This is a genomic window from Amycolatopsis sp. NBC_01286 (assembly GCF_035982555.1).
Taxonomy (GTDB): Bacteria; Actinomycetota; Actinomycetes; order Mycobacteriales; family Pseudonocardiaceae; genus Amycolatopsis.
The window spans coordinates 9,271,078-9,293,734 of the sequence record NZ_CP108428.1 but is presented as its reverse complement, the minus strand read 5'-3'; the positions used below and the strand labels follow the sequence as shown (position 1 = coordinate 9,293,734).

Sequence of the window (22,657 nt, the reverse complement as noted above, 5' to 3'; positions counted from 1 at the left end):
CTTCAGTCGTTGAGGCAGCGCAGCACCGGACGAGCGGTCAGCCTCGCCGGATCGAGCTGGTAGCGCGTGGTCACCCGGATCGTCGCGTGGTCCCCGGGCAGCAGCGTGAGCAGGCACTGGTCCGCTTCGGCGTCGGGGGCCAACCGGTCGGCGAACACGGCCAGCTCGTGGACCAGCGACCGCGCGGTGACGGTGATGTCGTAGCCCGTCGCGGTCCGGGTGACGGCGGTGTCGAACCGGGGTTCGGGGTAGGCGATGTCGAGGTCGGCGGCGAGGAACCGGATCGCGCGTTCGGTGCCCGTGTCGGCGACCAGCAGCTCCCGTGCCGGGTCCCCGGCCACGCCGACGTCGCCGAACGGCAGCGTCACGGTGTCGCGCGGGGGCACCCGGACCGTCGTGCCGGTCTTGGCGAGGATCTCGCCGTCCACGGTGAGCCGGCGCAGTTCGAGGGGGGCCTCCCAGGCGGCCGCGGAGTCGTTGACCAGGATCGCGGCCGGGCCGCCGTCCCGCTCCTGGATGGTGATCAGGCGGTCGGCGTAGGCCTCGCGCAACGCGTACCAGAGCGGCTTGCGCCGCTCGGCGCCGTCGATCGCGCTCCACGACGTCACCGGCCAGCAGTCGTTGAGCTGCCAGACGATCGTGCCCATGCAGTGCGGCCGGTGCCCGCGGAAGTGCTCGATCCCGGTGCGGATGGCGCGGGCCTGAGTCACCTGGGTGAGGTAGTGCCAGTCCTCTGCGGACGCCGGTGCGGCGAAGTGGTGCGCGAGCCCGCGGGCGAGCTTTCCGTTGCCGTCCTTGGCCTTCTGGTGGTGCAGGATGCCCGGCGACTCCGGCGTCAGCGGGTCGTCGTGGACGGCCGCGGTGAGCGTGGCCCAGGCGGGCGGGGCCTGCCAGCCGAACTCCGAGACGAACCGGGGGACGCGTTCGAGGTAGCCGCTGAAGTCGCGCTCGTTCCAGACGTCCCAGATGTGCACGCAGCCGTGGTCGTCGTCCTGGGTGTCGCGGGCCGGGTCGCCGGACCACGGACTGCCGGGGATGTAGGGCCGGGTCGGGTCCAGTTCGCCGACGATGTCCGGCAGCAGGTGCTCGTAGTAGCCGGCGCCCCAGTCGCGGTCGGCGAGCTCGGTCTGCCAGCCCCAGTGGAACCAGCCCATGTAGTTCTCGTTGTTGCCGCACCACAACGCGAGTGACGGGTGCGGCGCGAGCCGGACGACGGCCTCGCGGGCTTCGGCCTCGACCTCGCCGCGCAACGGCTCGTCCTCCGGGTAGCCGGCGCAGGCGAACAGGAAGTCCTGCCACACCAGCACTCCCCGCCGGTCACAGGCCGCGTAGAAGTCGTCGCTTTCGTAGATCCCGCCGCCCCACACGCGCAGCAGGTCGATGCGGGCGCCGGTGGCCTGCTGGACGCGGCGGTCGTAGCGGGCGGCGTCGATCCGGTGCGGGAAGCAGTCGTCGGGGATCCAGTTGGCGCCGCGGACGAACAGCGGGACGCCGTTGACGCGGAAGGTGAACGCGCCATCCAGGTCGTCGAGGTCGATGGTGCGGAAACCGATCTCCCGCGACCACGTGTCCACAATGGACCCGTCGGACGTCTCGAGGGTGACGGTGAGCGGGTGCAGCGGCTGCTCGCCCAGGCTGTGCGGCCACCACAACCGCGGCTGCTCGACGGTCAGCGACAACGCCGACCCGGTGGGACCAAACACTTCGACACCGCCCACCCGAGCCCGCAGCACGAGGTCGTCCGAGCCGTCGACGTCGGCGTGGATCTCGACCACGCCGTCGCCTGAGGGGGTGACCGACACCAGCGGCCGGACCTGACGCAGCCGGCCGACGTCCCAGACGTCGATCGCGGCGGTCTTCCACAGGCCCGCGGTGACGAGTTTCGGCCCCCAGTCCCAGCCGAAGTTGCAGGCCATCTTGCGGATGAAGTTCGACGGCTCGTCGTTGCCCAGGTTGGGCAGGTCCCCGAGGCGACGGCGTTCGGCGCGGGCGTACCGGACCGCGGAGCTGAACGTGACGGCGAGGGTGTTGCCGTCGGCCAGCAGGTCGGTCACCGGGACGCGGTAGGAGCGGTGCATGTTGACGGTGGTGGCGATGACGTGGTGGTTCAGCTCGACCTCGGCGACGGTGTCCAGGCCGTCGAAGACCAGCTCGACCACGCCGGGCGCGGCCGGGCGGTCGAACGTCGTCTCGTAGCGCCAGCCGGTGAGGCCGATCCACTGCAAATCGTTCTCGTTGCGGTCGAGGTAGGGGTCGGGGATCAGCCCGGCGGCGAGCAGGTCGGTGTGTACCGTGCCCGGCACGGCCGCCGGGATGCCTTCGGCGAGCCGGCGGGCCAGCTCGATCGGGACGTGGGTCAGAGGTCCGCAGGCGCGCAGCGTCCAGTCGTGGGCGCCGAGGTCGATCCGCACGGGTGGGTCCCTTCTGGTGGATGGGAGGGGGTCAGCGCCACGGGTCGGGCGCGGCGGCGGCGAGCCGGCGGGTGTAGTCGTCCGCCGGGTGGAAGATGACCTGGTCGGAGTCGCCGATCTCGACGACGCGCCCGGCGTTCAGCACCATGGTCGTGGCCGAGAAGTGCCGGGCGGTGGCGAGGTCGTGGGTGATGTAGAGGACGGCGAGATCGTTGTCCCGCTTGAGTTCCTCCAGCAGGTTCAGGATGTCCAGGCGGACCGAGACGTCCAGCATGGACACCGGCTCGTCGGCCAGCAGCACCAACGGCTGGGGCGCGAGGGCCCGCGCGATGGCGACGCGCTGGCGTTGCCCGCCGGACAGCTCGTGCGGCAGCTTGTCCGCGTACTGGTCGGCGGGCCGCAGGTGGACGCGGTCGAGCAGGTCCAGCACGGCGCGGCGGTCGCCGTCGAGCCCGTGGACGCGCAGGGGCCGCGCCAGCTGATGGTGCACCGGCTTGACCGGGTTGAGCGAGGCGAACGGGTCCTGGAACACCAGCTGCACGTGCTTGCGGTACTCCCGCAGCGCCCGGTAGCCGGGACGGCGGGGCTCGCCGTCGATCGTGATCGTCCCGGACGTGGGCCGGTCCAGCCCGCACAGCATCCGGGCGATCGTGGACTTCCCGCTGCCGCTCGCGCCGACCAGCGCCAGGGTCTGCCCGGAGGTGACGGTGAAGCTGACGCCGTCGACCGCGCGGAACCCGGAGTAGTCGCGCACCAGGTCGTGCGCGCTCAGCTCGGTCATGCCGAGACCTCCTGGTAGAGGTGGCAGGCGACGTCGGTGCCGCCGACCGGCCGCAGCGTGACGTCGGTGGTGGTGCACTCCGGGCGGACGAACCCGCACCGGTCGGCGAACGCGCACCCGGCGATCGGCGCCGCCAGGTCCGGCGGGTGGCCGGGGATGCCGTGCCGGTCGCGCCGCTCCGAGCGCAGCGTCGGGAACGCGTTGAGCAGCCCGGCCGTGTACGGGTGCTGGGGTTTCTCCCGCAGCTTCACGCTGTCGCCGAGCTCGACGACGCGCCCGGCGTACATCACCGCGATGCGGTCGCTGATCTCCAGCAGCAGCGACAGGTCGTGGGTGATGAAGACGACCGCGAACCCGAGCCGCTGACGTAGTTCCGCGAGCGCGTCGAGGATCTCCCGCTGCACGAGGACGTCCAGCGCGGTGGTGGGCTCGTCCATCACGACGACGTCGGGGTCGAGCGCGAGGGCCATCGCGATCATCACGCGCTGCCGCATCCCGCCGGACAGCTGATGCGGGTACGACCGGGCGACGCGCTCGGGCAGGCCGACGAGGTCGAGCAGCTCGCCCACTCGCGCCCGGCGTTCGGCCTTGGTCAGCTGCGGCCGGTGCGCGTGGAAGAGGTCCTGCAGCTGCGCGCTGACCCGCTGGACGGGGTTGAGGGCGTTCATCGCGCCCTGGAACACCATGGACATCCGGTCCCAGCGGAACTTCCGCAGCGCGCCGCCGGTCAGCGCCGTCACCGAGACCGGCGCGGTGTCGTGCACGCCCTGGAAGGTGACGCTGCCGGCGGTCAGGTGCGCGGGCGCGCGCAGCAGCCGCGTGATCGCGTACGCCAAAGTCGTTTTGCCGCAACCGCTTTCGCCCACGATGCCGACCAGCTCACCGCGGTGGACGTCCAGGTCGACGCCGCGGACGGCGTGCACCGGCCCGGTGGCGGTCTCGTAGTCGACGTGCAGGTTGCGTACCTGGAGCACGGGCGTCATCGGATGTCCCCCTGGGCGCCGCCGCGGCGCTGCACGCGCAGCCGCGGGTTGATCAGTTCGTCGACGCCGATGTTCAGCAGCGTCAGGGCCGCGCCGAGCACGGCGATGCACAGGCCCGGCGGGATGAACCACCACCACGCGCCTTGGGAGAGCGCTTCGCCGTTCTGGGCGAAGAACAGCATCGTGCCCCAGGTGACGGAGTTGAGGTCCCCGAGCCCGAGGAACGACAGCCCGGCCTCGCCGAGGATGGCGCCGATCATCGCGAACACGAACTGCGAGATCAGGATCGGGTAGAGGTTCGGCAGGATCTCGACGACGACGATCCGCCATCCGCGTTCGCCCGACGCGCGGGCGGCGTCGACGTAGTCCCGGTGCGCCAGCGACGCCGTCTGGGCACGCAGCACCCGCGCCGAGGCGGCCCAGCTGGTGACCGCGATCAGCAGCGCGATCACGGCGATCCCGCTGGAGTGCAGGTAGCTGGCGGCGACCACGATCAGCGGCAGGGCCGGGATGACGAGGAAGACGTTGCCGATCAGGTTGAGCACCTCGTCGGCCCAGCCGCCCGCGTACCCGCCGACCACCCCGACCAGGGCGGCGAGCAGCATCGTGACCGTGCCGGCGAGCAGGCCGACCAGCAGCGACGAGCGGAAGCCGACGATCAGCTGGGCGAAGACGTCCTGCCCGTTGTTGGTGGTGCCGAGCAGGTGTGCCGCCGACGGCCCGGCGAGGAGGTCGTCGCCGGTCGCGTGCGGGTCGCCGACCAGCAGCGGCCCGATGACCGCGACGGCCGCGTAGACCGCGACGATGCCGGCGCCCAGCAGGAACTTCGGCCGCCGGGTCAGCGCGGAGACGCGCCCGGCGCCGCGGACGGGCGTGATCACGGCCTGGGTCATCGGGCACCCGCTTTCGCCGTGGTGCGCACGCGTGGGTCGATGACCGCGTAGAGCAGGTCGACCAGCAGGTTCGCGCCGAGCACCGCGAGGGTGATGATCAGGAAGATGCCCTGCATCAGCGGGTAGTCGCTGTTGCGGACCGCCTGCAGCAGCGTGAACCCGATGCCGGGGTAGGAGAACACGGCTTCGGTGACGATCGCGCCGCCGACGACGAACCCGAGCGACACCGCGACGCCGGAGACGCTCGGCAGGACGGCGTTGCGGGCGGCGTAGGTGACCATGACCCGCCGGAGGCTGAGGCCTTTCGCCTGCGCCGTGACGACGTAGTCCTCGGCGAGCGTGGACACCATCATGTTCCGCATCCCCAGCAGCCAGCCGGCCAGCGAGCTGACGACGATCGTGAGTGCCGGCAGCAGCGCGTGGTAGACGACGTCGCCGACGAACTCGCCCGACCAGCCGGGCTCGATCTCGACGTCGTACCCGAGGCCGAGCGGGAACCAGCCCAGGCCGGCCGAGAGGAAGTACAGCGCGGCCAGCGCCAGCCAGAAGTACGGGATGGCGGCGAGCATCGTCGACCCCGCGACGAGCGAGTCGACGACCCCGCGGCGGAACCACCCGGCCAGCGCGCCCAGCGAGATGCCGAGCGTGAACGACACGACCGTCGCCACGCCGACCAGGCCCAGCGTCCACGGCAGGGCCTGGCCGATGATGTCCCCGACCGGCGCCGGGAAGAACGTCACCGAACGGCCGAGGTCGCCGGTGAAGATCTGCCCGAGGTAGGCCAGGTACTGCTGCCACAGCGGCCGGTCGGTCACGCCCAGCAGCAGTTCCAGCGAGTGCCGGGCCTCCGGGGAGACCGGCGCCATCGACGACTGCCGGGCCAGCACCGCGTCCACCGGGTTGCCCGGCGCGAGGCGGGGGATGAGGAAGTTCAGCGACAGCGCCGCGAGCAGCGCGACCGCGTAGAACATCAGTTTCTTGCCGAGGAACCGCATCTACTTGACCGGCTTGAGGTTCTTGGCGACGAACCCGGTGTCGGGGAAGCTGTCCGCCCGCGACAGCGCGTAGGCGTTGTCGTCGGTGGGCCAGCCGGTGACCTTCGTGGCGAGGAACGTCGCGTTCGGGCTGTTCTGGAAGACCGGGACGTAGGGCAGCTTGTCCAGCATCACGCGGCCGATCTCCTGGGCGCGCTGCTTGAGCACGGCCTCGTCGTCGGTGCCGGCCATCGCGGCCAGCGCGGCGTCGACCTGCGGGTCGGAGAAGCGCGACCAGTTCGACGCGGCCTTCTGCCCGATCGGCGCGGTGGTCGCCGAGGCGAGCACCTGGTTGTAGAGCTGGTACGGGTCGGGCTTGCCGCCCAGGCCGTCGATGAGCAGCTGGAAGGTGCCGGTGGAGCGGTCGGAGTTGAACTGGGCGCTCGAAACCTGCTGCACGATCAACGCGATCCCGGCTTCGGCGAGCTGCTGCTGCATCAGCTGCAACGCCTGGATGTAGTCGGTGTAGCCGGTGACGACCTTGATCGAGACGTCGAGGCGGCGGCCGCCCTTGTCGACGTAGACGCCGTCCCCGCCACGGGTGTAACCGGCCTTCTCCAGCGCGGCCCGCGCGGCGGCGGGGTCGCGGGTGACCGGGCCGGTGATCCGGAAGCCGTCGTCGCGCGGGGTCTGCAGCAGTTCGGGGCTCGGCACCTTGGCGATGCCGAAGTAGACGGTGTCGACGATGCGTTTGCGGTCCAGCGCCAGGTTCATCGCCTGCCGCACGGCGAGGTCGTTCGTCGGCCACGCCGTCAGGTTCGGCACGAGGCTGGTCTGGTAGATCCCGGCGGACGGGACGAGGTGGGTCTTCGGGTCCTTGGCGACCCAGTTCTTCCGCGGGTCGGGCACGAAGGTGTTGCCCCAGTCGATCTTCCCGGCCAGCAGCGACTGGTTCGCGCTCGTGTTGTCGCTGAAGGAGATGAAGCGCACGCCGTCGATGGCCGGCTTGCCCTGCTCCCAGTAGTTCGGGTTCTTCTTCAGCAGGAACGTCTGCGGCGAGAACGAGTCGAGGGTGAACGGCCCGGTGCCGACCGGGTTGGGGTTCAGCTCGGTGGCGGGGTCCGCGATCTTCTCCCAGATGTGCTTCGGCACGATCAGGGTGCGGCCCGCCGCGCCCCACAGCTGGTTGAACGCGGGCCGGCCGAAGGTGATCTTCGCGGTGTGGTCGTCCGGCGCGGTCGCGGCGGCCAGCGTCAGCCCGTTGGTGTTGAGCTCGGGGTGCTTGATCATGGCGTCGAAGGTGAAGGCGACGTCCTGGGCGGTGAACGCCTGGCCGTCCTGCCACTTCACGCCGTCGCGGGTGGTGACGGTGAGCGTCCGGCCGTCGGGGGAGAAGGTCGCCGCGGTGGCCAGCTGCGGCACCGGCGGGCGGCGTTCGGCCATGTCGAAGAACAGCAGCGACTCGTAGACGGTGCCGCCGTAGCCCGCTTGGGCCTGGTTGGGCAGGAACGGGTTGAAGTTGCGGACGAACGCGCCCGACGCGCCGGTGTTGGCTGTGATGGTCACGCCGTCGGCGCTGGTCGCGGTGCTGGAGCACGAACTCAGGGCGAGGCCGAGCGCGAGGACGACGGCGGCGGGGGCGAGCAGGCGGCGGTGCCTTCCGGCCTTCATGGGGACTCCAGGAGTGCTTAAGCGGTTAACTCGATGGACGGCCACGCTGACGTCGCACTGGGAGAGCTCGGTGTCGTCAGGCGGCGATCGGGGGCGGGCCTGGGTTAAGCGCTTCACATCTTGTAACCTCGGTCACGTCATGTCAATGGACCGAAACGATGTCGGGGTAGCCTCGTGCGAGGTGAAGCGATTGAGTCAGCGAGTTATCCGAGGAGCACGATGAAGCGGCTGACCATCTCGGACATCGCGGACGCGGCCGGGGTGTCGACGGGAGCGGTGTCCTACGCGCTCAACGGGAAGCCGGGGGTGTCGGCGGCCACGCGCGAGCGCGTGCTGGAGATCGCCGACCGGATGGGCTGGCGGCCCAGCACCGCCGCTCGCGCGCTGACCCGGTCCCGGTCGGGCGCGATCGGGCTGATCGTCGACCGGCCCGCCCAGGTGCTGGGCATCGAGCCGTTCTTCATGCAGCTGGTCTCCGGCATCGAGATGGCGCTGCGCTCGGACCCCTCGACGGCGTTGATGCTCGCCGTCACCGACGACCGGGACGCCGAGATCCAGACCTACCGCCGCTGGTGGGCCGAGCGGCGCGTCGACGGCGTCATCGTGGTCGACCTGCACGAGAACGACATCCGCACCGGCGTCCTGGCCGAGATCGGGCTGCCCGCCGTCGCGCTCGGCTACCCGCAGTCGGCCGAGGTGCCGTGCGTGTGGGCCGACGACGCGGCCCCGATGGAGGAGGCGGTCGGCTACCTCGCGGCGCTCGGGCACCGGCGGATCGCCCGGGTCGCCGGGCCGGACCGGTTCGCGCACACGCTGCGCCGGGACGAGGCGTTCACCAAGGCGGCCGAGACGCACCGGCTGGAGTGGTCGAAGACCGTCCACGGCGACTACTCGGGCGACAGCGGCGCCCGGGCGGCGCGGCGCCTGCTGTCGGAGCGCGACCGCGCGACGGCGGTGATCTTCGACAACGACGTGATGGCGTTGTCGGCGATGGCCGCGGCCCAGGAGATGGGCGTCTCCGTGCCCGAGCAGCTGTCCATCGTGTCCTGGGACGATTCGGCGCTGTGCCAGCTGGTCCGCCCGGCGGTGACGGCGCTGGACCGGCACATCACCCAGCACGGCGTGCTGGCCATCGAGACGCTCAACGAGATCCTGGCCGTCGGCGCGGCCGGGCACGTCCAGGCGCCGGCCCCGATCCTGATGCCCCGGGCGAGCACCGGCCGGGCTCCGCAGGACCGCTGACGATGCCCGGAACGCGTCTCGACCTCGGCCGTATCCAGGCGGCTCGCGCGGTGATCGACCCGGTCTTCCTCGACACCCCGCTGTACCCCTGCGAGCCGCTCGGGCGGGCGCTCGGCTGCCGGGTGAGCGTCAAGCTGGAGACGGCGAACCCGGTGCGCAGCTTCAAGGGCCGCGGTACCGAAGTCGTCGTGAACGGTCTGAGCGGGCGGGCCGCGGTGTGCGCCAGCGCGGGCAACCTCGGCCAGGCCCTCGCCTGGTCCGCGCGGGGCCGCGGGGTGGCCGTCACCGTCGTGGCGTCGCGGTCCGCGCCCGCGGTCAAGCTCGAGCGCATCCGCGCCCTGGGCGCCCGGCTGGAGCTGGTCGACGGCGACTTCGACGAGGCGCGGGAGCGGGCCGTGGCCATCGCCGGGCACGACGGGATCCGGCTGGTCGAGGACAGCCTGGACCTCGAGACGTGCGAAGGCGCGGCGACGATCGGCCTGGAGCTGCTGGACACGCCGTTCGACGCCGTCCTGATCGCGCTCGGCGGCGGCGCGATGGCCACCGGGATCGGCCACGTCCTGAAGGCACGCGTACCCGGCGTCGAGGTCGTCTGCGTCCAGCCGGCGGGCGCGCCGGCGATGACGCGGTCCTGGCGGGAACGGCGCGTCGTCACCACCGACTCGACCAGCACCATCGCCGACGGCGTCGCGGGACGGCGGCCCATCCCGGAGGTCCTCGGCGACCTGCTGCTCGTCGCCGACGACGCGGTCCTGGTGCGGGAGGAGTCGATCATCGCCGGGATGCGGCTGCTGCTGGAGCACGCGGGGCTGGTCGTCGAACCGTCGGCGGCACTGGGGGTCGCGGCGGTGCTCGAGGACCGGGACCGGTTCGCCGGCCGGCACGTCGGCGTCGTCGTCTGCGGCGGCAACGTCGACCTGGCCGCCTACCACCGCTGGCTCGGCACCGGCCTCCCGTAGGCTGCCGAGTCGTGCGAGAAGGATTTCACGACGACCTGAAACGTCTGAGCGAGCTGCTGGCGACCATGTGCGACCTGGCGGCGACGGCGATCCGGCAGGCCACCGAGGCCTTGCTGAACGCCGACCTCAGAGTCGCCGAGCAGGTCATCGCCGCCGACGCCGGCCTCGACGCCCACCGCGCGCGGTGCGAAGAGGACGCCTACTCGCTGCTCGCCCTGCAGGCCCCGGTCGCCGGCGACCTGCGCCAGGTCCTGGCGGTCGTCTACTGCGCGGAGCGGATCGAGCGGATGGGCGACCTGGCCGCGCACATCGCCGACAGCGCGCGCTACGCCCACCCCGACCACGCCGTGCCCGCGGAGCTGAACCCGACGTTCCTGCGGATGGGCGAGCTGACCGCCGGCATGGCCGAGGGCGTCGCGACGCAGATCCGCACAGGCGCCGGCGGCAGCTACCGCGACCTGCGCGAAGCGGACGAAGCCGTCGACGCGCTGCACGCCGAGCTGCTGTCCGGGATGACGGGTGCCGGCTGGGGCCACGGCCACGGCGAGGCCGTCGCCGCGGCCCTGGCGACGCGGTTCTACGAACGCTTCGCCGACCAGACCGTCTCGGTGGCCAAGCGGCTGGAGTTCGCCAACACCGGAGACCTCCCCGGTTAGACCGCCGGTGGACACCGGAGTGAGTGTCTGCTTTCCACCGGAAGTCGCGCCCCGAGCCTGCGGGAGCCCGGGTGACCGGGCATGATCGCGGTGCGCTGAAGAAGGGACTCCATCCATGCGCTTCACCCCACGGGGCACGAAGTTCTTCGACCTGCTGACCGACGCGGCGAAGAACCTCGTGACCGCCACGGCGCTGCTGCGCGACCTCGTCGCCGCGGAGCCCGCCGACCGGGAGTCGATCGCGGGCCGGCTGCACGAGGTCGAACACCAGGGTGACGAGCTCATGCACACGATCATGGTCGAGCTCAACAGCTCGTTCGTCACGCCGTTCGACCGCGAGGACATCCAGGCGCTCGCCTCGAAGATCGACGACGTGCTGGACTTCATGGACACCGCCGCCGACCTGGCCGTGCTCTACCGGATCCAGGCGTTCCCGCCCGGCGTCGACCTGCTGGTGCAGGCGCTCGGCCGGTGTGCGGAGCTGACGGCGGAGGCGATGCCGGGCCTGGCGAAGGTGGGCGAGCTCGAGCCGTACTGGATCGAGGTCAACGAGCTGGAGAACGAGGCCGACCGGATCTACCGGCGGGTGCTGGCCCAGCTGTTCGAACCCGGCGCCGACGCCCTCGAAGTCCTGAAGACCAAGGAGGTCGTCGAGCAGTTCGAGCTGGCCGCCGACGCCTTCGAGCACGTGGCCGACGTGGTGCAGACCATCGCGGTCAAGGAGTCGTAGTGACCGGGACGGCCGCCCTGGTCGCCGTCATCGTGCTGACCCTGGTCTTCGACTACACCAACGGTTTCCACGACGCGGCCAACGCGATCGCGAGCGCGGTGTCGACGCGCGCGCTCACCCTGCGGGCCGCGCTCGTCCTGGCCGCGGTGATGAACCTGGCCGGCGCGCTGCTGTCCACCGGCATCGCCGCGACGGTGGCCAAGGGGATCATCGACGTCCCGGTCGGCCCGGACGCGCTCACGGTGGTCTTCGCGGCGCTCGTGGGCGCGACCGTCTGGAACCTGATCACCTGGTACTTCGGGCTCCCGTCGTCGTCCTCGCACTCGCTGATCGGCGGGATGGTCGGGGCCGCGCTGGCCGCGGCGAGCACGGTGCACTGGGCCGGCATCGCCGAGAAGGTGCTGATCCCGATGGTGGCCTCGCCGCTGCTCGGGCTGGTGCTGGGCTACCTCGCGATGGTCGGCGCGCTGTGGCTGCTGCGCCGGGCGAACCCGCACCGCAGCGGCCGGGTGTTCCGGCGCTTCCAGATCGTCTCCGCGTCGGCGCTCGCGCTCGGCCACGGCCTGCAGGACGCCCAGAAGGGCATGGGCGTGATCGTGCTGGCCCTGGTGGCCGCGGGGCAGCAGAAGACGTTCGACGTCCCGCTGTGGGTGACCCTGGCCTGCGCCGCGGCCCTGTCGCTCGGGACGTACTCCGGCGGCCTGCGGATCATGCGGACGCTCGGGCGCCGGGTGTTCCCGCTCGACCCGCCGCACGGGTTCGTCGCGGAGTCGGTCGCGTCGTCGGTGCTGTACGTGACGGCGTTCGCGGTGAAGGCCCCGATCTCGACGACGCACGTGATCACCGCGGCGATCATGGGCGTCGGCGCGACCCGGCGGCTCTCGGCGGTGCGCTGGGGCATCGCCCGCGACATCGTGCTGGGCTGGGTCCTGACGTTCCCGGCGGCGGCCGCGGTGTCGGCGGCGGTGTTCTTCGGGATCAGCGCGCTCACCTGAGCACGGGCCCGCGGCAGCCGCTGCTCAGCGTCGGGACTCCAGCCGGACCACGAGGACCGTGCAGGCGGCGTGCTGCACCAGTGCCTGGCTCGCCGAACCGAGCAGCATCCCGGCGAAGCCGCCGCGGCCGCGGTTGCCCGCCACGACCAGCTGGGCCGTCTGCGCGGCTTCGAGCAGGGCGTGGCGGGGGCGGTCGCGGCACAGGACCCGGCGGATCCCGACGTCCGGGTACTTCTCCTGCCAGCCCGCCAGCCGCTGGGCCAGCAGCCGCTCCTCGTCCTCCCGCGCCGACTCCCACTGCGGCATGATCCGCACCGCGCCGTAGAAGTCCTCGTAGGTGACGTCGCTCCAGGCGTGCACCGCGACGAGGGGCGCGCCGCGGAACGACGCCTCCTCGAACGCCGCCGCGATCGCGAGCTCGCTCGTCGCGCTCCCGTCGACCCCGACCACGACCGGGCCCGACTCCGGGACGTGCGCCGTGCCGTGGCGGCCCCGGATCACCGCCACCGGCGAGTGCGCGTGGTTCACGAGGGTGGCCGCGGTCGTGCCGAGGAGCATCCCGGTGAAGCCACCCGAACCGGACGCGCCGACGACGACCATCCGCGCCTGGCGCGACAGCCCGACGAGCAGCGGCGCCGGGGACTCGGCCGGCGTCTTCGCCGTGACCACCAGGTCCTCGTCGATCGACGCGGCCACCTTGCGGGAGCCGGCGACGACCCGGTCACCGTCCTGGCGCACCGCGTCGAACAGGACGTCGGTGCCCGCGATGCCGCCGTCCTGACCGAGTTCGGTGGACCGCAGGCCGTGCACGATCTCGAGCTCGAGGTGGCGGGCGGACGCGACCTTCGCGGCCCACGCCACCGCCGCCATCGACGCGCCCGAGCCGTCGACGCCCACCACGACCGTCCGGTTCCTGTCCTTCATCGGGTCTCCTCGGCTCCTCGGGCGGTCGGCGTCGGGCGGTCGGCGTCGGGCAGTTCCGCGGCCTGCGGCCGGACGACCGCGACCGGGCACGGCGCGTGCGCGATCAGCGCCTGGCCGGTCGAGCCGAGCAGCATGCCGGTGAAGCCGCCGAGGCCCCGGCAGCCGACCACGAGCAGCTGCGCGTGCTCGCCGCGCTCCAGCAGCGTCCGGACCGGGCGGCCGCGCGTCACGTCGAGGTCGATCGTCAGGTCCGGGAACTTCTCCCGCCAGCCGCCCACCTGGTCGGCGAGCTTGGCCCGTTCGGCCTGGTCGATCTCGGATCCGTTGTCCTGCAACGGATGGGGCCGCAGGACGCCGTCGGCGACGATGTCGCTCCAGGTGTGCACCGCGGTGAGCGCGCAGCCGCGCAGCCGCGCCTCTTCGCACGCGAACGCGAGCGCCGCGTCGCTGTCGGCCGAGCCGTCGGCCCCGACGACGACCGGTCCCGCCGCCGGCGCCAGGCCGCGCACCACGACGACCGGGCAGTGCGCGTGGGCGACCACCGACACCGCCGTCGAGCCGGCGAGCATCCCGGTGAAGCCGCCGAGCCCGCGGGACCCGAGCACCACCAGCTCCGCGTTCCGCGACTCCTGGACGAGCGCCGTGACCGGGCTCCACTCCCGCGCGGCGGTCCCGATGTCGAGGCCGGGGGACTGCGCGAGCACCGCGGTCCGCGCCTCGGCGAGCCGGTTCCCGGCGCGCTCGGCCAGCCCGGCGCGCACCCGGTCGTGGGTGCCGGCGGCGATCGGGGTGTGCACCTGCGGCAGCGCGTGGACGTGCACCAGCCGCAGCGGACGCCGTCGGCGGCGCGCTTCGGCGCCGGCCCAGACCGCGGCGTGCACCGCGGCGGCCGAGCCGTCGACCCCGGCGACGACCGCGCCGTGCGGCGCGGTCACCGCGTGCTTTCGGCGACCGCCGCGACGGCCAGGATCGTGCCGATCTCGTGGCCCCAGGCCCGGATCAGCGGCCGGTCGTCCGTGCCGTCGAACACCCGGTGGTCCCGGGCCGCCAGCTGCCGCACGAGCTCGCGGGCGGGCTCGTGCCCCGCCGCCACCGGGCCGCGGGTGAACAGCCAGACGGGCAGCCACCGCAGACCGTCCGAAAAGGACTCCGCGAACGTCCGCGCCGGGGCGAGCCACTGCCCGTTCTCCACCGGGCTGCCCAGGAGCACGGCGTCGAAGCCCTCGAGCGACCGGACCAGCCCGACGTCGCGAACCTCGACATCGGCGGCCGCTCCGGCGTCGGTCATCGCGGAGCCGACCGACGTGGCGAGGTGTTCGGCGATTTCCCGGGTGGCACCGTGCCGGGTGGCCACCGCGACGAGGATTCTCATGCTTCCACCCTCACCCGGCCGCGGCCCCGGGAGCAGAGGCCAACGACCTCGCCCGGACCGGCGAAGGACCCTGCACCCGCTAGTGGACGACGGCGACCGGGCAGGCCGAGCGCGCGAGCAGGTCGTTGCCCGTCGAGCCCAGCACGGCCCCGGCGACCGGGCCGCGGCCGCGGCTGCCGACGACGATCAGCTGGGCGTCGGGCGCGACGGCCATCAGCACGCGCGCCGGCTCACGGTCCTCGACGACGCGCGTCGTGACGTCGAGATCCGGGTGCTTCTGCGCCAGGCCGGCGACGAGCTCGTCGAGTTCGGATTCGGTGCCCGGTTCGGATGGCCGGCCGGCGTGGGCCACCACCAGCGGCACCCCGCGCGCGACGGCCGCGTCGGCCGCGAACCGCAGAGCTTCCTCGCTCGCCGGCGACGAGTCCACGCCGACCACGACCGGGCCCTGCGGCCCGGCCTGGCCGCGGAAGACGACCACCGGGCAGTGCGCGCCGGCGGCGACCCGGAGGGTGACCGACCCCGTCAGGGCGCCACGCAGGCCGCCGAGGCCGTGCGAGCCGAGCACGATCAGGGGCGCGGTCCCGGACGCCGCGAGCAGCAGGTCGACCGCGAGCCCCAGCTCCACGTGGACGTCGACCTCGATGCCCGGCGCCGCGGTGCGGGCGATCTTCGCCGCGTGCCGCGTCCGCCGGGTCACGTGCTCGGGCAGTGGCTCGGCCTCGTCGCCCGGGCCGACCACGCACGCGTGGAACAACCGCAGGTCAGCGCCGCGCCGGGCCGCCTCGTGCGCGGCCCAGCGGACCGCGCGCAGCGACCCTTCCGAGGCGTCCACCCCGACGATCACCGCGGCCTGGTCGGCCATCACCGCCTCCTGACGTCCGTCGCCCGGACGGCGACTCCGGCCAGCATGTCGCCTGGCGGGCCGGCGCGTCAGAGCACGAAGACCTCTCGGCCGGGACCAATGGTCACCCGCCGGCGGCCAGGTACCGCTGCGGGTCGCCGCCCGCGCGGGCTCCGCTGCCGAGCCAGCGGGCGAACCCCTCGCGGTCCCGGCGTTCGAGTTCGTCCAGGTAGGCCCGCCGCGACCGGACCACGCGCCGGCGGGCCGGCTCGTCGGGGGCGCGCAGGAGTTCGCCGTAACTGCGCCGCCACGCCAGGCACAGCTCGGCCGTGGACAGGTCGGTCACTCCGGTGACTCCTGGGCCTCCGGAGGCTTCTGAGGGTTCCTCCACCACGACCGGTGCGGCCGGAGGGGCGCTCGGCGCCGGGCGGGGCCGGAACCGCCACACCGCCCACGCCGTCGCCGCCACGACCAGCAACGAGGCGGCCGCCGTCCCGCCCGCGACGGCCACCAACCCGCCGATCGCCACGCCGGCCCCGAGCGCGCCGAGGCCGGTCACGACCACGATCGTCACGGCGGAAGCCGCGGAGCCGGTCGCCGCGAGCCGCTCGCGCACCGCGGGGAAGCCCGTCACCGCCAGCCACGCGCTGACCCCGGCCGCGAGGCCGAGCATGCCCCACCCGACGAGCGCGCCGGCCGGCAGCACGACCAGCCCGACCGCGCCGAACGCGGTCGCGGCGGCGATCGACACGATCCTGGTGATACGAGTGAACATGAGCGCCTCAGTCCTGGTGAACGACCACCCGAGCACGACGGCGCCGGGGTCCGAGGCGTTGTCCCGAGTGTAGCCCCGGAACCGGTTTCCGGCAGGGACAGCTACCGGCGACCGGCTCCGGAACTGTCCCTTGTGGACCGAATGGGCGGTGCTCACCGGCGCCGGACGATCACGCGAACCGGTTGTATCCCGCTTTCGCCGGCAGCGGCTCCAGCGCGTCGACGCCGAGCACGCGGGCGGCGCCGGTCCCACCGGGCACGACGACGCCGACGACCTCACCGGGCCGCCCGCACCGGCCGACGGGACGCGCAGCTCCGGCGGGAAAACCCTCCGCCGGCCGCGCTTCCGCCTGCGCCAGCCGCTTCGCCGCACCACCGGCGAGCCGGTCGCGCACCGCGTCGAAGCGGGACCCCCGCGGCGGGGTCACGTCGTGGGCGGGTCGGGGAGCTCGAGCCATTCCAGGTCCATCGGCACCAGCGTCGTCGAGAGCACCAGCTCCCGGAGGAGGTTCACCGTCAGGGTCAGGCCCACCGGTTCGCCCACCTCCTCGCGTCGCAGACCGTGCACGCCGGCGTCGGAAAGCCGTTGCCGGACACGGGAAACGATATGCTCGACGCGCTTGGCCGTCCAGCTCTCGCGCGGCCGCCGCTCGCCGAGCTCGGCGGCCGCCTGCTGGCGCGACAGGGGCAGCGGCTGCGGGTCGTAACCGAGGTAGCGCTGCCCGAGCACGGCCAGCACCAGGTGCTCCTCCGCGGTGAGCCGCCAGCGTTTCGGCGGGGCCGTCGGGTGGGTCGGCCGGGGCGCGGTGGCCGTGTCCTCCCCGTCGGAGACCAGCAGTTCCAGCACGTGCTCGCGGTCGCGCGTCCCGCGCAGGAACAACGCGGTGTAGCCGGCGGCCAGCGGCAGCGGCTCGCTGTCGCGGTGCAGCAGGACGCTGTCGGACAGCCGGATCGGCGAGCGGCCGGTGTTGCTCAGCCACCAGCGGTCCCGGTCGTGGGTCAGCAGCCCGTGGACCCGGCTGATCCGCAGGTCGTCCTCGCCGACGCAGACGTCGACCTCCAGGCGGTTGCGGCCGAAGCTCACCCGGCTGCCGGCGGCCGGAGGCACCGCGATGCCGCCGGTGACGGTGAGCGCGCTCAGCGTGCCCGGCACGGAAGCGGTCACGCCGTGGCGCAGGCTGCGCTGGCGGTGCGGGTCGAGGCGTTCGGCGGGCACGGGCTGCTACCTCCGCTCGTAGGCGCCGATGTCGAAGCCCGCGCCGGCGGGCCGGGGGACACCGTCGAGGTCGAAGGCGGGGGCGAGCGCGGCGCTGCCGGTGTCGACGGCGGCCGAGCCGGGCGCGAGGTGGTAGTCACCCGGGGCCGCGAACCCGGGGTCGCCGGTGAGGTTGTGGTCGGCGGTGAACGGCCCGGCGGTCACCGGGCCGTCGCCGAAGACGTTGTTGCGCAGGGTGTTCGTCCCGGCGAACCGGTCGCCGCCGACGTGCACCGAGCCCTTCGCGTTGCCGGCGAAGGTGTTGTTGACGACCGTGAGGTCGCGCATCGTGCCGGTCGACTCGACCCACAGGTCGAGCCCGGCCTGCGCGTTGCCGGTGGAGAGGTTGTCGAAGACCCGCACGCCCGAGAGCAGCCGGGTTTCCGAGTAGTCCTCGACGGCCAGGCCGATCCCGGCCTTGCCGGCGTTGCGGGTCCCGCTCACGACGTTGGCGTAGACGTCCACAGTGGACGAAGAGTCGACGTAGATGTTCGGCCCGCGGTTGCCGGTGACGACGTTGTGGTGGATCTTCACGCGGGCGGCGTCGTCGTACTTGACGTCGATGCCTTCCTCGCCGTTGTCGTGCACGCGGCAGCCGGACACCTCGACGTCGGACGAGCCCGAGGCGATGCTGAGCGCCTCGTGGTCGGCGGAGGTGCCGCGGGCGTTGGTGCCGCGGATGTCGCAGTTCCGGATCGTGGCACGGCGGGTGGCGACGAGCACGAGCCCGCCGTCCTGTGCGCCGTCGACGCCGAACCGGTCGAACACGAGGTCGTGCGCGCCCTCGGCGTAGACGCCGAAGCCGGTCGACCCGGCGACGGTCAGGCCGCGGAACTCCAGCCAGGAGTGGTTGCCGACCGCGAGCAGGCCGGCGTCGCCGCCGGTGCCGGTCAGCACGGCGGTGCCGCCCACCCCGGTGAACCGGATCGGCCGGCCCGGGCCGCCGTCGTGCCGGATGGTGAGGCCACCCGGGTAGGTCCCGGCCGCGATCGCGACGGTGTCACCCGGGCGGGCGACGTCGGCCGCGGCCTGGACGGTGGCGTACTCGCCGCCGGGCCCGACGTGGAGGGTCCGCGGACCCGTTCCGGCGGCCCCCACGGCCGTCGGAACGACCATGGCCGCCACCGTGAGCACCACGCCGGCCACACCCCGCATCGCCACCTCGTCCCCTCCGGCCCGCCGGCGGCTCCGGCACTGGCCTGGCCCTGTTTTTAGCCGAGCCCGCCTGGGACCGGTCCCCGCTTCACGGCAGCCGTCCGGCGAGCGCGGCCGCCAGTGTCCGGGCGTCCCCGCACAGCGCGTTCCCGCCGGCCGCGCCGGCGTCTTCGAGGGTGACGACGGCGATCTCCTCCCGGTTCGGCTCGGTGCCGCGCAGCACCGGCAGCGCCGGGGTGTAGAAGCGGTGCACGACCTGCACCGCGCAGGCGGGCCGGTCACCCGGCACCGGCGCCACGACGGCGCTGCGGGTGCCGGCGCGGATCCGCTCGCCGGGCACGTCGGTGTCCGGCTCGATCGGCCACTCCCGGGTGTAGCGCACGGTGATCGTGCGGGGGTCGTCCTCCCAGGTGCAGCCCCACCCGCCGAACTCCCGGTCGGTCTGCGAGGCCCGGACCGAGACGCTCGCCGTCGCCGCGGCGTCGAGCAGGCCGCAGGCGTCGACGTGGGCGAGCGACCAGTCCGGGAACGGCCGGTCGCGCCGCGGCAGGGGCCCGTTGGCGAGCTTGGGCAGCACGTCGGAGAGCACCGAGTCGGAGATGGTGCACAGGGGCGCGTCCTGCGCGCGGGTCACCGGGCGCGAGGTGACGTCGATCCGGTTGGTGTCGGCCAGCGAGATGCTGCGCTCGCAGGCGCCGTCGCGGGCCTCGGGGCGTTCGATGTCGCCCATCCGGCCGGGCACCGGGGGCCGGGTCGGGTAGCGCAGCGGGCCGGTCAGGTCGAGGGTCGTCTGCACCTGGCCGGTGCCGTCGGCCAGGGTGGTCGTGACCACGCAGGTGCCGAAGTTCTTCAGCTCGGGGTCCACGAACGGCTGGCCGAACCGCGTGAGCGAGTCGACCGAGATCGCCGCGCACGGGTCCGTCGCGGCCGGATCGGCGCCGAGCGTGTTCGGCCCGCCGGCCGGGGTGGCCGACGGCGGCCGGCTGAGCAGGAAGCCGGCCACCAGCGCGAGCACCGCGGCCAGCGCGCCGACGGCGAGGAGCCGGCGGCGGAACCGGCGTCGCGGCCGCCGGGGCGCGGGGGTGTCCGCTTCGAGCAGGGCGACGGCCTCGGCCGCGGTGGGCCGGTCGGCGGGGTGGCGGGCCATCAGCGCGTCGAGGACCGGGCCGAGCCGGCCCGCGCGCTCGGCCGGGGCGGGCCGCCCACCGGCGGCGCGGCGCATCTGCACGAACGGGCCGTCCTCGCCCGACCCCCACGGCGACCGGCCCTCGACCGCGGCGTAGAGGGTGGCGCCCAGGGAGAAGACGTCGGATTCGGGACCGGCCTCGCCACCGCCGGCGACCTCCGGCGCGACGTACCCGAGGGTGCCGGTGAGCTGGGCGCCGCCGGTGCGGGTGACCTCGGTCCAGCGGGCGATCCCCAGGTCGGTGAGCTTGGCGACGTCGTCCTCGGTCACCAGGACGTTGCCCGGTTTGACGTCGCGGTGGACGATGCCGCGGGCGTGCATGGCCGCGAGCGCCGCGGCGAGCTGCGCGCCGATCCGCCGGACCCGGTCCTCGGGCAGCGGGCCGCCGTCGTCGACGAGCTCCTCGAGGCTGCGCGCGGCCAGGTACTCGGTGACCAGCCAGCGCGCGTCGACGTCGTCGGTGACCGTGTCGAACACCGTGACGACGTTCGGGTGCAGCAGACCGGCCCCGATGCGCGCTTCCCGCCGGATCTGCCCGGCGTCGGCGTCGAGAGATCGTTTGAGCGACACTTGCCGGCCCAGTTCGAGGTCGAAGGCCCGCCAGACGACGCCCATGCCGCCCTGTCCGAGCTCCTCCTCCAGCCGGTACCGGTCGGCTACGACGCGACCACTGCCCACCCGCGGAGTCTACGAAACGGCCCGGCACCCCGCACGCGGCACGTCACGACGGTGGCGGGGGTGGTCTCGGTGAGCGGCACCCCGTTCTTGACTTCGCAAGCAATACCAACTTACCGTCACGGTGCGAGACCACCCGGTCACCCGATTTGTCCTGACAGCCGCCACTGTCGCAGCGGATTCCTCCGCACACGATCGTAGGAGCGGCATGTTCCCGAGGTCAGGTGTCCCACAACGACGCAAGTCCCGGCCCCGGACGGCGGCCGGGCGGGTCCTCGCCGTGGCCGTGACGGCGCTGGCCGCGGCCGGGCTGGGCGTCACCGGCGCGGCGGCGGCGGGCACGGGCGCGGTCACCGGGATCGGCGGCAAGTGCCTCGACGTCACCGGCGGTTCGGCCGCCAACGGAACCCGGGTCCAGCTGTGGACCTGCACCGGCGGGACGGCCCAGCAGTGGACCGCCGGTGACGACGGGTCGATCGCCGCGCTCGGCAAGTGCCTCGACGTGGCCGGCGCGTCCGCCACGAACGGTGCCGCGGTGCAGGTCTACGACTGCAACGGCACCGGCGCCCAGCGCTGGACCGCCGACGCGGGCCGGCTGGTCAACGCCGGGTCCGGGAAGTGCCTGGACGCCGCGGGCGTGTCCGGCGCGGACGGCACCAAGCTGCAGATCTGGACGTGTTCGACCGGCACGAACCAGCAGTGGGTGCTGCCCGGCACGACGACGGTCCCGCCCGCGAACGGTCCCTGCCCGCAAGGTCCCTTCGGGACGCCGCTGCCGTCGTCGACCCCGACCGCCACGAAGATCAAGGACGGCTTCGACTTCCTGGAGGGGCCCACCTGGGACGCGGCGACCCAGACCCTGTTGCTGACGAACATGCACGACGGGGCGGGCGCCGAGAACGTCCAGCCGTCGGACGTCCTGCGGTTCACGCCGTCGACCGGCGCGTTCGCCACCGCGATCGCCGGTGCGGGCAGCAACGGGCTGGCCATCAGCCGCGACGGGAAGTCCGTCGTCGCCGCGACGCACGACCAGCGCAGCGTCTCGTCCTACGACCTGGCGACGGGCCGGCGGACGACGCTCGCGGCGAACTACCAGGGACACCTGTTCAACTCGCCGAACGACGTGACGGCCGGCGCCGACGGCACCGTCTACTTCACCGACCCGGACTTCCAGCGCGCGAACCGGGCCGACCAGATGTCGGGCAGGACGAGCGTCTTCCGGGTGCGCGACGGTGTGGTCAGCTTGATCGACGACACCATCCGCGAGCCGAACGGCATCGAGCTGGCCCCGGACGGGAAGACGCTGTACGTCGGCGGCAACGCGACGGGCAAGATCTACAAGTACCCCGTCAACACCGACGGCAGCACGGGTCTTCGCAGCGACTTCGCGTCGGTGGCGGGCACGGACGGCGGCACGATCGACTGCGCCGGCAACGTCTACCAAGCCACTTTCGGAGACGGGAAGGTCCACGTGTTCTCCGCGGCCGGCCAGGCCCTCGGCACGATTTCGGCCGGCCGGAACACGACCAACACGGCCTTCGGCGGCCCGGACGGGAAGACCCTCTACGTCACGTCGGGGACGCCGTCCACGGGCGGCGACAACGGGAACTTCGGGCTGTACAGCATCCGGCTGAACGTGCCGGGCTGGCCGTACTAGCCGCCGGTCGTGAGTGCGTAACAGTGTTCTAACACTGTTACGCACTCACGACCGGCGAGCGGACAGGGCGAGTTCGGCCCAGACGGTCTTCCCGCCGGGACGGCGCAGCTGGCCCCAGGCGACGCTCGTCTTCTCGATGATCCGCATCCCGCGCCCGCCCTTCGAGGACGGCGACGTCGGAGCGGCGGCGGTGGGGGAGCCGTCGTCGATCTCGATCCGGAGCTTCCCGCGGTTGCGGCGCAGGCGTACCCGGACCGGCGGCTTGGCGTGGCGGAGCGCGTTGGAGACGAGCTCGTCGAGCACCATCACGATGTCGGTCAGCAGCTCGGCGGTGAGGTCGGGGAGCACGGCGCGAGCCCAGCCGCGGACCCTCGCCAGCTCCTTGAGGTCGGCCTTGACGGTGGTTTCGACGGTCTCGTCGATTGCGTCCACGTCGGCGAGGACACCGGACTCGGTGGGTGTGGCGTCGAGGCTCATGATCGGTCTCCTCGGGGAAAGAGACGGCTACGGGCTACTTGAC

22 protein-coding genes are annotated in these 22,657 nt (G+C 73.1%); 6 read left to right on the top strand and 16 right to left on the bottom strand.

Annotated features, from left to right (window positions below; translation table 11 throughout):
• Window positions 1–2: 2 nt before the first annotated feature.
• From OG570_RS42470 to OG570_RS42445, 6 genes are read right to left on the bottom strand one after another with little or no spacing between them, the layout of a single operon-like run.
• On the bottom strand, window positions 3–2,411 hold the full coding sequence (locus OG570_RS42470; protein ID WP_326954385.1) for a glycoside hydrolase family 2 protein: 2,409 nt from the start codon (window positions 2,409–2,411) through the stop codon (window positions 3–5).
• A gap of 31 nt (window positions 2,412–2,442) precedes the next feature.
• Window positions 2,443–3,192, bottom strand: a complete 750-nt coding sequence (locus OG570_RS42465) for an ABC transporter ATP-binding protein (protein ID WP_326954384.1) — start codon at window positions 3,190–3,192, stop codon at window positions 2,443–2,445.
• Window positions 3,189–4,175 carry an ABC transporter ATP-binding protein gene (locus OG570_RS42460; RefSeq protein ID WP_326954383.1) on the bottom strand — a complete coding sequence of 329 codons (987 nt, stop codon included), beginning with the start codon at window positions 4,173–4,175 and terminating at the stop codon, window positions 3,189–3,191. The genes OG570_RS42465 and OG570_RS42460 overlap by 4 nt, the downstream gene beginning before the upstream one ends.
• Window positions 4,172–5,068, bottom strand: a complete 897-nt coding sequence (locus tag OG570_RS42455; protein ID WP_326948265.1) for an ABC transporter permease — start codon at window positions 5,066–5,068, stop codon at window positions 4,172–4,174. Before OG570_RS42455 ends, OG570_RS42460 begins: the two co-directional genes overlap by 4 nt.
• Window positions 5,065–6,063, bottom strand: a complete 999-nt coding sequence (locus OG570_RS42450; protein ID WP_326954382.1) for an ABC transporter permease — start codon at window positions 6,061–6,063, stop codon at window positions 5,065–5,067. Before OG570_RS42450 ends, OG570_RS42455 begins: the two co-directional genes overlap by 4 nt.
• A complete protein-coding gene (locus OG570_RS42445) occupies window positions 6,064–7,713 on the bottom strand; it encodes an ABC transporter substrate-binding protein (protein ID WP_326954381.1) in 1,650 nt (549 codons plus the stop codon).
• Window positions 7,714–7,932: 219 nt separating this feature from the next.
• On the opposite strand from OG570_RS42445, the gene OG570_RS42440 reads away from it, so the two are divergent.
• From OG570_RS42440 to OG570_RS42420, 5 genes are all read left to right on the top strand, one after another.
• Entirely contained in the window at window positions 7,933–8,955 is a 1,023-nt protein-coding gene (locus tag OG570_RS42440; RefSeq protein ID WP_326948268.1) for a LacI family DNA-binding transcriptional regulator, read from the top strand.
• A 2-nt stretch (window positions 8,956–8,957) separates the two neighbouring features.
• Window positions 8,958–9,914, top strand: a complete 957-nt coding sequence (locus tag OG570_RS42435) for a threonine ammonia-lyase (RefSeq protein WP_326954380.1) — start codon at window positions 8,958–8,960, stop codon at window positions 9,912–9,914.
• Between the two features lie 11 nt (window positions 9,915–9,925).
• Entirely contained in the window at window positions 9,926–10,570 is a 645-nt protein-coding gene (locus OG570_RS42430) for a phosphate signaling complex PhoU family protein (RefSeq protein WP_326948270.1), read from the top strand.
• Window positions 10,571–10,685: 115 nt separating this feature from the next.
• A complete protein-coding gene (locus OG570_RS42425; RefSeq protein ID WP_326948271.1) occupies window positions 10,686–11,300 on the top strand; it encodes a DUF47 domain-containing protein in 615 nt (204 codons plus the stop codon).
• Window positions 11,300–12,295, top strand: a complete 996-nt coding sequence (locus OG570_RS42420) for an inorganic phosphate transporter (protein WP_247049941.1) — start codon at window positions 11,300–11,302, stop codon at window positions 12,293–12,295. Before OG570_RS42425 ends, OG570_RS42420 begins: the two co-directional genes overlap by 1 nt.
• A gap of 24 nt (window positions 12,296–12,319) precedes the next feature.
• Here OG570_RS42420 and OG570_RS42415 read toward each other — a convergent pair whose 3' ends face one another.
• The 9 genes from OG570_RS42415 to OG570_RS42375 all read right to left on the bottom strand — a co-directional run bounded on the left by OG570_RS42415 (window position 12,320) and on the right by OG570_RS42375 (window position 20,483).
• Complete coding sequence (locus OG570_RS42415) at window positions 12,320–13,219, bottom strand: universal stress protein (protein WP_326954379.1); 900 nt, start codon at window positions 13,217–13,219, stop codon at window positions 12,320–12,322.
• A complete protein-coding gene (locus OG570_RS42410) occupies window positions 13,216–14,154 on the bottom strand; it encodes a universal stress protein (protein WP_326954378.1) in 939 nt (312 codons plus the stop codon). Before OG570_RS42410 ends, OG570_RS42415 begins: the two co-directional genes overlap by 4 nt.
• The gene (locus tag OG570_RS42405) at window positions 14,151–14,591 is read right to left on the bottom strand and encodes a flavodoxin domain-containing protein (protein ID WP_326954377.1); all 441 of its coding nucleotides are present in this window, start codon (window positions 14,589–14,591) and stop codon (window positions 14,151–14,153) included. The genes OG570_RS42410 and OG570_RS42405 overlap by 4 nt, the downstream gene beginning before the upstream one ends.
• 79 nt (window positions 14,592–14,670) lie before the next feature.
• Window positions 14,671–15,456, bottom strand: coding sequence for a universal stress protein (locus OG570_RS42400; RefSeq protein ID WP_326954376.1), 786 nt, complete (start codon window positions 15,454–15,456; stop codon window positions 14,671–14,673).
• Window positions 15,457–15,559: 103 nt separating this feature from the next.
• Window positions 15,560–16,210 carry a hypothetical protein gene (locus OG570_RS42395; protein ID WP_326954375.1) on the bottom strand — a complete coding sequence of 217 codons (651 nt, stop codon included), beginning with the start codon at window positions 16,208–16,210 and terminating at the stop codon, window positions 15,560–15,562.
• A 169-nt stretch (window positions 16,211–16,379) separates the two neighbouring features.
• A complete protein-coding gene (locus tag OG570_RS42390) occupies window positions 16,380–16,637 on the bottom strand; it encodes a hypothetical protein (RefSeq protein WP_326954374.1) in 258 nt (85 codons plus the stop codon).
• Window positions 16,634–17,425 carry an FHA domain-containing protein gene (locus tag OG570_RS42385; protein ID WP_326954373.1) on the bottom strand — a complete coding sequence of 264 codons (792 nt, stop codon included), beginning with the start codon at window positions 17,423–17,425 and terminating at the stop codon, window positions 16,634–16,636. Before OG570_RS42385 ends, OG570_RS42390 begins: the two co-directional genes overlap by 4 nt.
• A 6-nt stretch (window positions 17,426–17,431) precedes the next feature.
• Window positions 17,432–18,619 carry a right-handed parallel beta-helix repeat-containing protein gene (locus OG570_RS42380; protein ID WP_326954372.1) on the bottom strand — a complete coding sequence of 396 codons (1,188 nt, stop codon included), beginning with the start codon at window positions 18,617–18,619 and terminating at the stop codon, window positions 17,432–17,434.
• An 88-nt stretch (window positions 18,620–18,707) separates the two neighbouring features.
• On the bottom strand, window positions 18,708–20,483 hold the full coding sequence (locus tag OG570_RS42375) for a serine/threonine-protein kinase (protein ID WP_326954371.1): 1,776 nt from the start codon (window positions 20,481–20,483) through the stop codon (window positions 18,708–18,710).
• A 205-nt stretch (window positions 20,484–20,688) separates the two neighbouring features.
• On the opposite strand from OG570_RS42375, the gene OG570_RS42370 reads away from it, so the two are divergent.
• Complete coding sequence (locus OG570_RS42370) at window positions 20,689–22,137, top strand: SMP-30/gluconolactonase/LRE family protein (RefSeq protein WP_326954370.1); 1,449 nt, start codon at window positions 20,689–20,691, stop codon at window positions 22,135–22,137.
• Window positions 22,138–22,182: 45 nt separating this feature from the next.
• Here the strand turns inward: OG570_RS42370 and OG570_RS42365 are convergent, their stop codons facing one another.
• Window positions 22,183–22,614: an ATP-binding protein gene (locus OG570_RS42365; protein ID WP_326954369.1), complete on the bottom strand. Its 432-nt coding sequence runs from the start codon at window positions 22,612–22,614 to the stop codon at window positions 22,183–22,185.
• Window positions 22,615–22,657: the final 43 nt, after the last annotated feature.

Excerpts from the sequence above, each read along its gene's own strand:
- OG570_RS42465 (WP_326954384.1), bottom strand. The coding sequence starts at position 3,192 with ATGACCGAGCTGAGCGCGCACGACCTGGTGCGCGACTACTCCGGGTTC.
- OG570_RS42460 (WP_326954383.1), bottom strand. The coding sequence starts at position 4,175 with ATGACGCCCGTGCTCCAGGTACGCAACCTGCACGTCGACTACGAGACC.
- OG570_RS42455 (WP_326948265.1), bottom strand. The coding sequence starts at position 5,068 with ATGACCCAGGCCGTGATCACGCCCGTCCGCGGCGCCGGGCGCGTCTCC.
- OG570_RS42450 (WP_326954382.1), bottom strand. The coding sequence starts at position 6,063 with ATGCGGTTCCTCGGCAAGAAACTGATGTTCTACGCGGTCGCGCTGCTC.
- OG570_RS42445 (WP_326954381.1), bottom strand. The coding sequence starts at position 7,713 with ATGAAGGCCGGAAGGCACCGCCGCCTGCTCGCCCCCGCCGCCGTCGTC.
- OG570_RS42440 (WP_326948268.1), top strand. The coding sequence starts at position 7,933 with ATGAAGCGGCTGACCATCTCGGACATCGCGGACGCGGCCGGGGTGTCG.
- OG570_RS42435 (WP_326954380.1), top strand. The coding sequence starts at position 8,958 with ATGCCCGGAACGCGTCTCGACCTCGGCCGTATCCAGGCGGCTCGCGCG.
- OG570_RS42425 (WP_326948271.1), top strand. The coding sequence starts at position 10,686 with ATGCGCTTCACCCCACGGGGCACGAAGTTCTTCGACCTGCTGACCGAC.
- OG570_RS42415 (WP_326954379.1), bottom strand. The coding sequence starts at position 13,219 with ATGAAGGACAGGAACCGGACGGTCGTGGTGGGCGTCGACGGCTCGGGC.
- OG570_RS42405 (WP_326954377.1), bottom strand. The coding sequence starts at position 14,591 with ATGAGAATCCTCGTCGCGGTGGCCACCCGGCACGGTGCCACCCGGGAA.
- OG570_RS42400 (WP_326954376.1), bottom strand. The coding sequence starts at position 15,456 with ATGGCCGACCAGGCCGCGGTGATCGTCGGGGTGGACGCCTCGGAAGGG.
- OG570_RS42395 (WP_326954375.1), bottom strand. The coding sequence starts at position 16,210 with ATGTTCACTCGTATCACCAGGATCGTGTCGATCGCCGCCGCGACCGCG.
- OG570_RS42380 (WP_326954372.1), bottom strand. The coding sequence starts at position 18,619 with ATGCGGGGTGTGGCCGGCGTGGTGCTCACGGTGGCGGCCATGGTCGTT.
- OG570_RS42370 (WP_326954370.1), top strand. The coding sequence starts at position 20,689 with ATGTTCCCGAGGTCAGGTGTCCCACAACGACGCAAGTCCCGGCCCCGG.
- OG570_RS42365 (WP_326954369.1), bottom strand. The coding sequence starts at position 22,614 with ATGAGCCTCGACGCCACACCCACCGAGTCCGGTGTCCTCGCCGACGTG.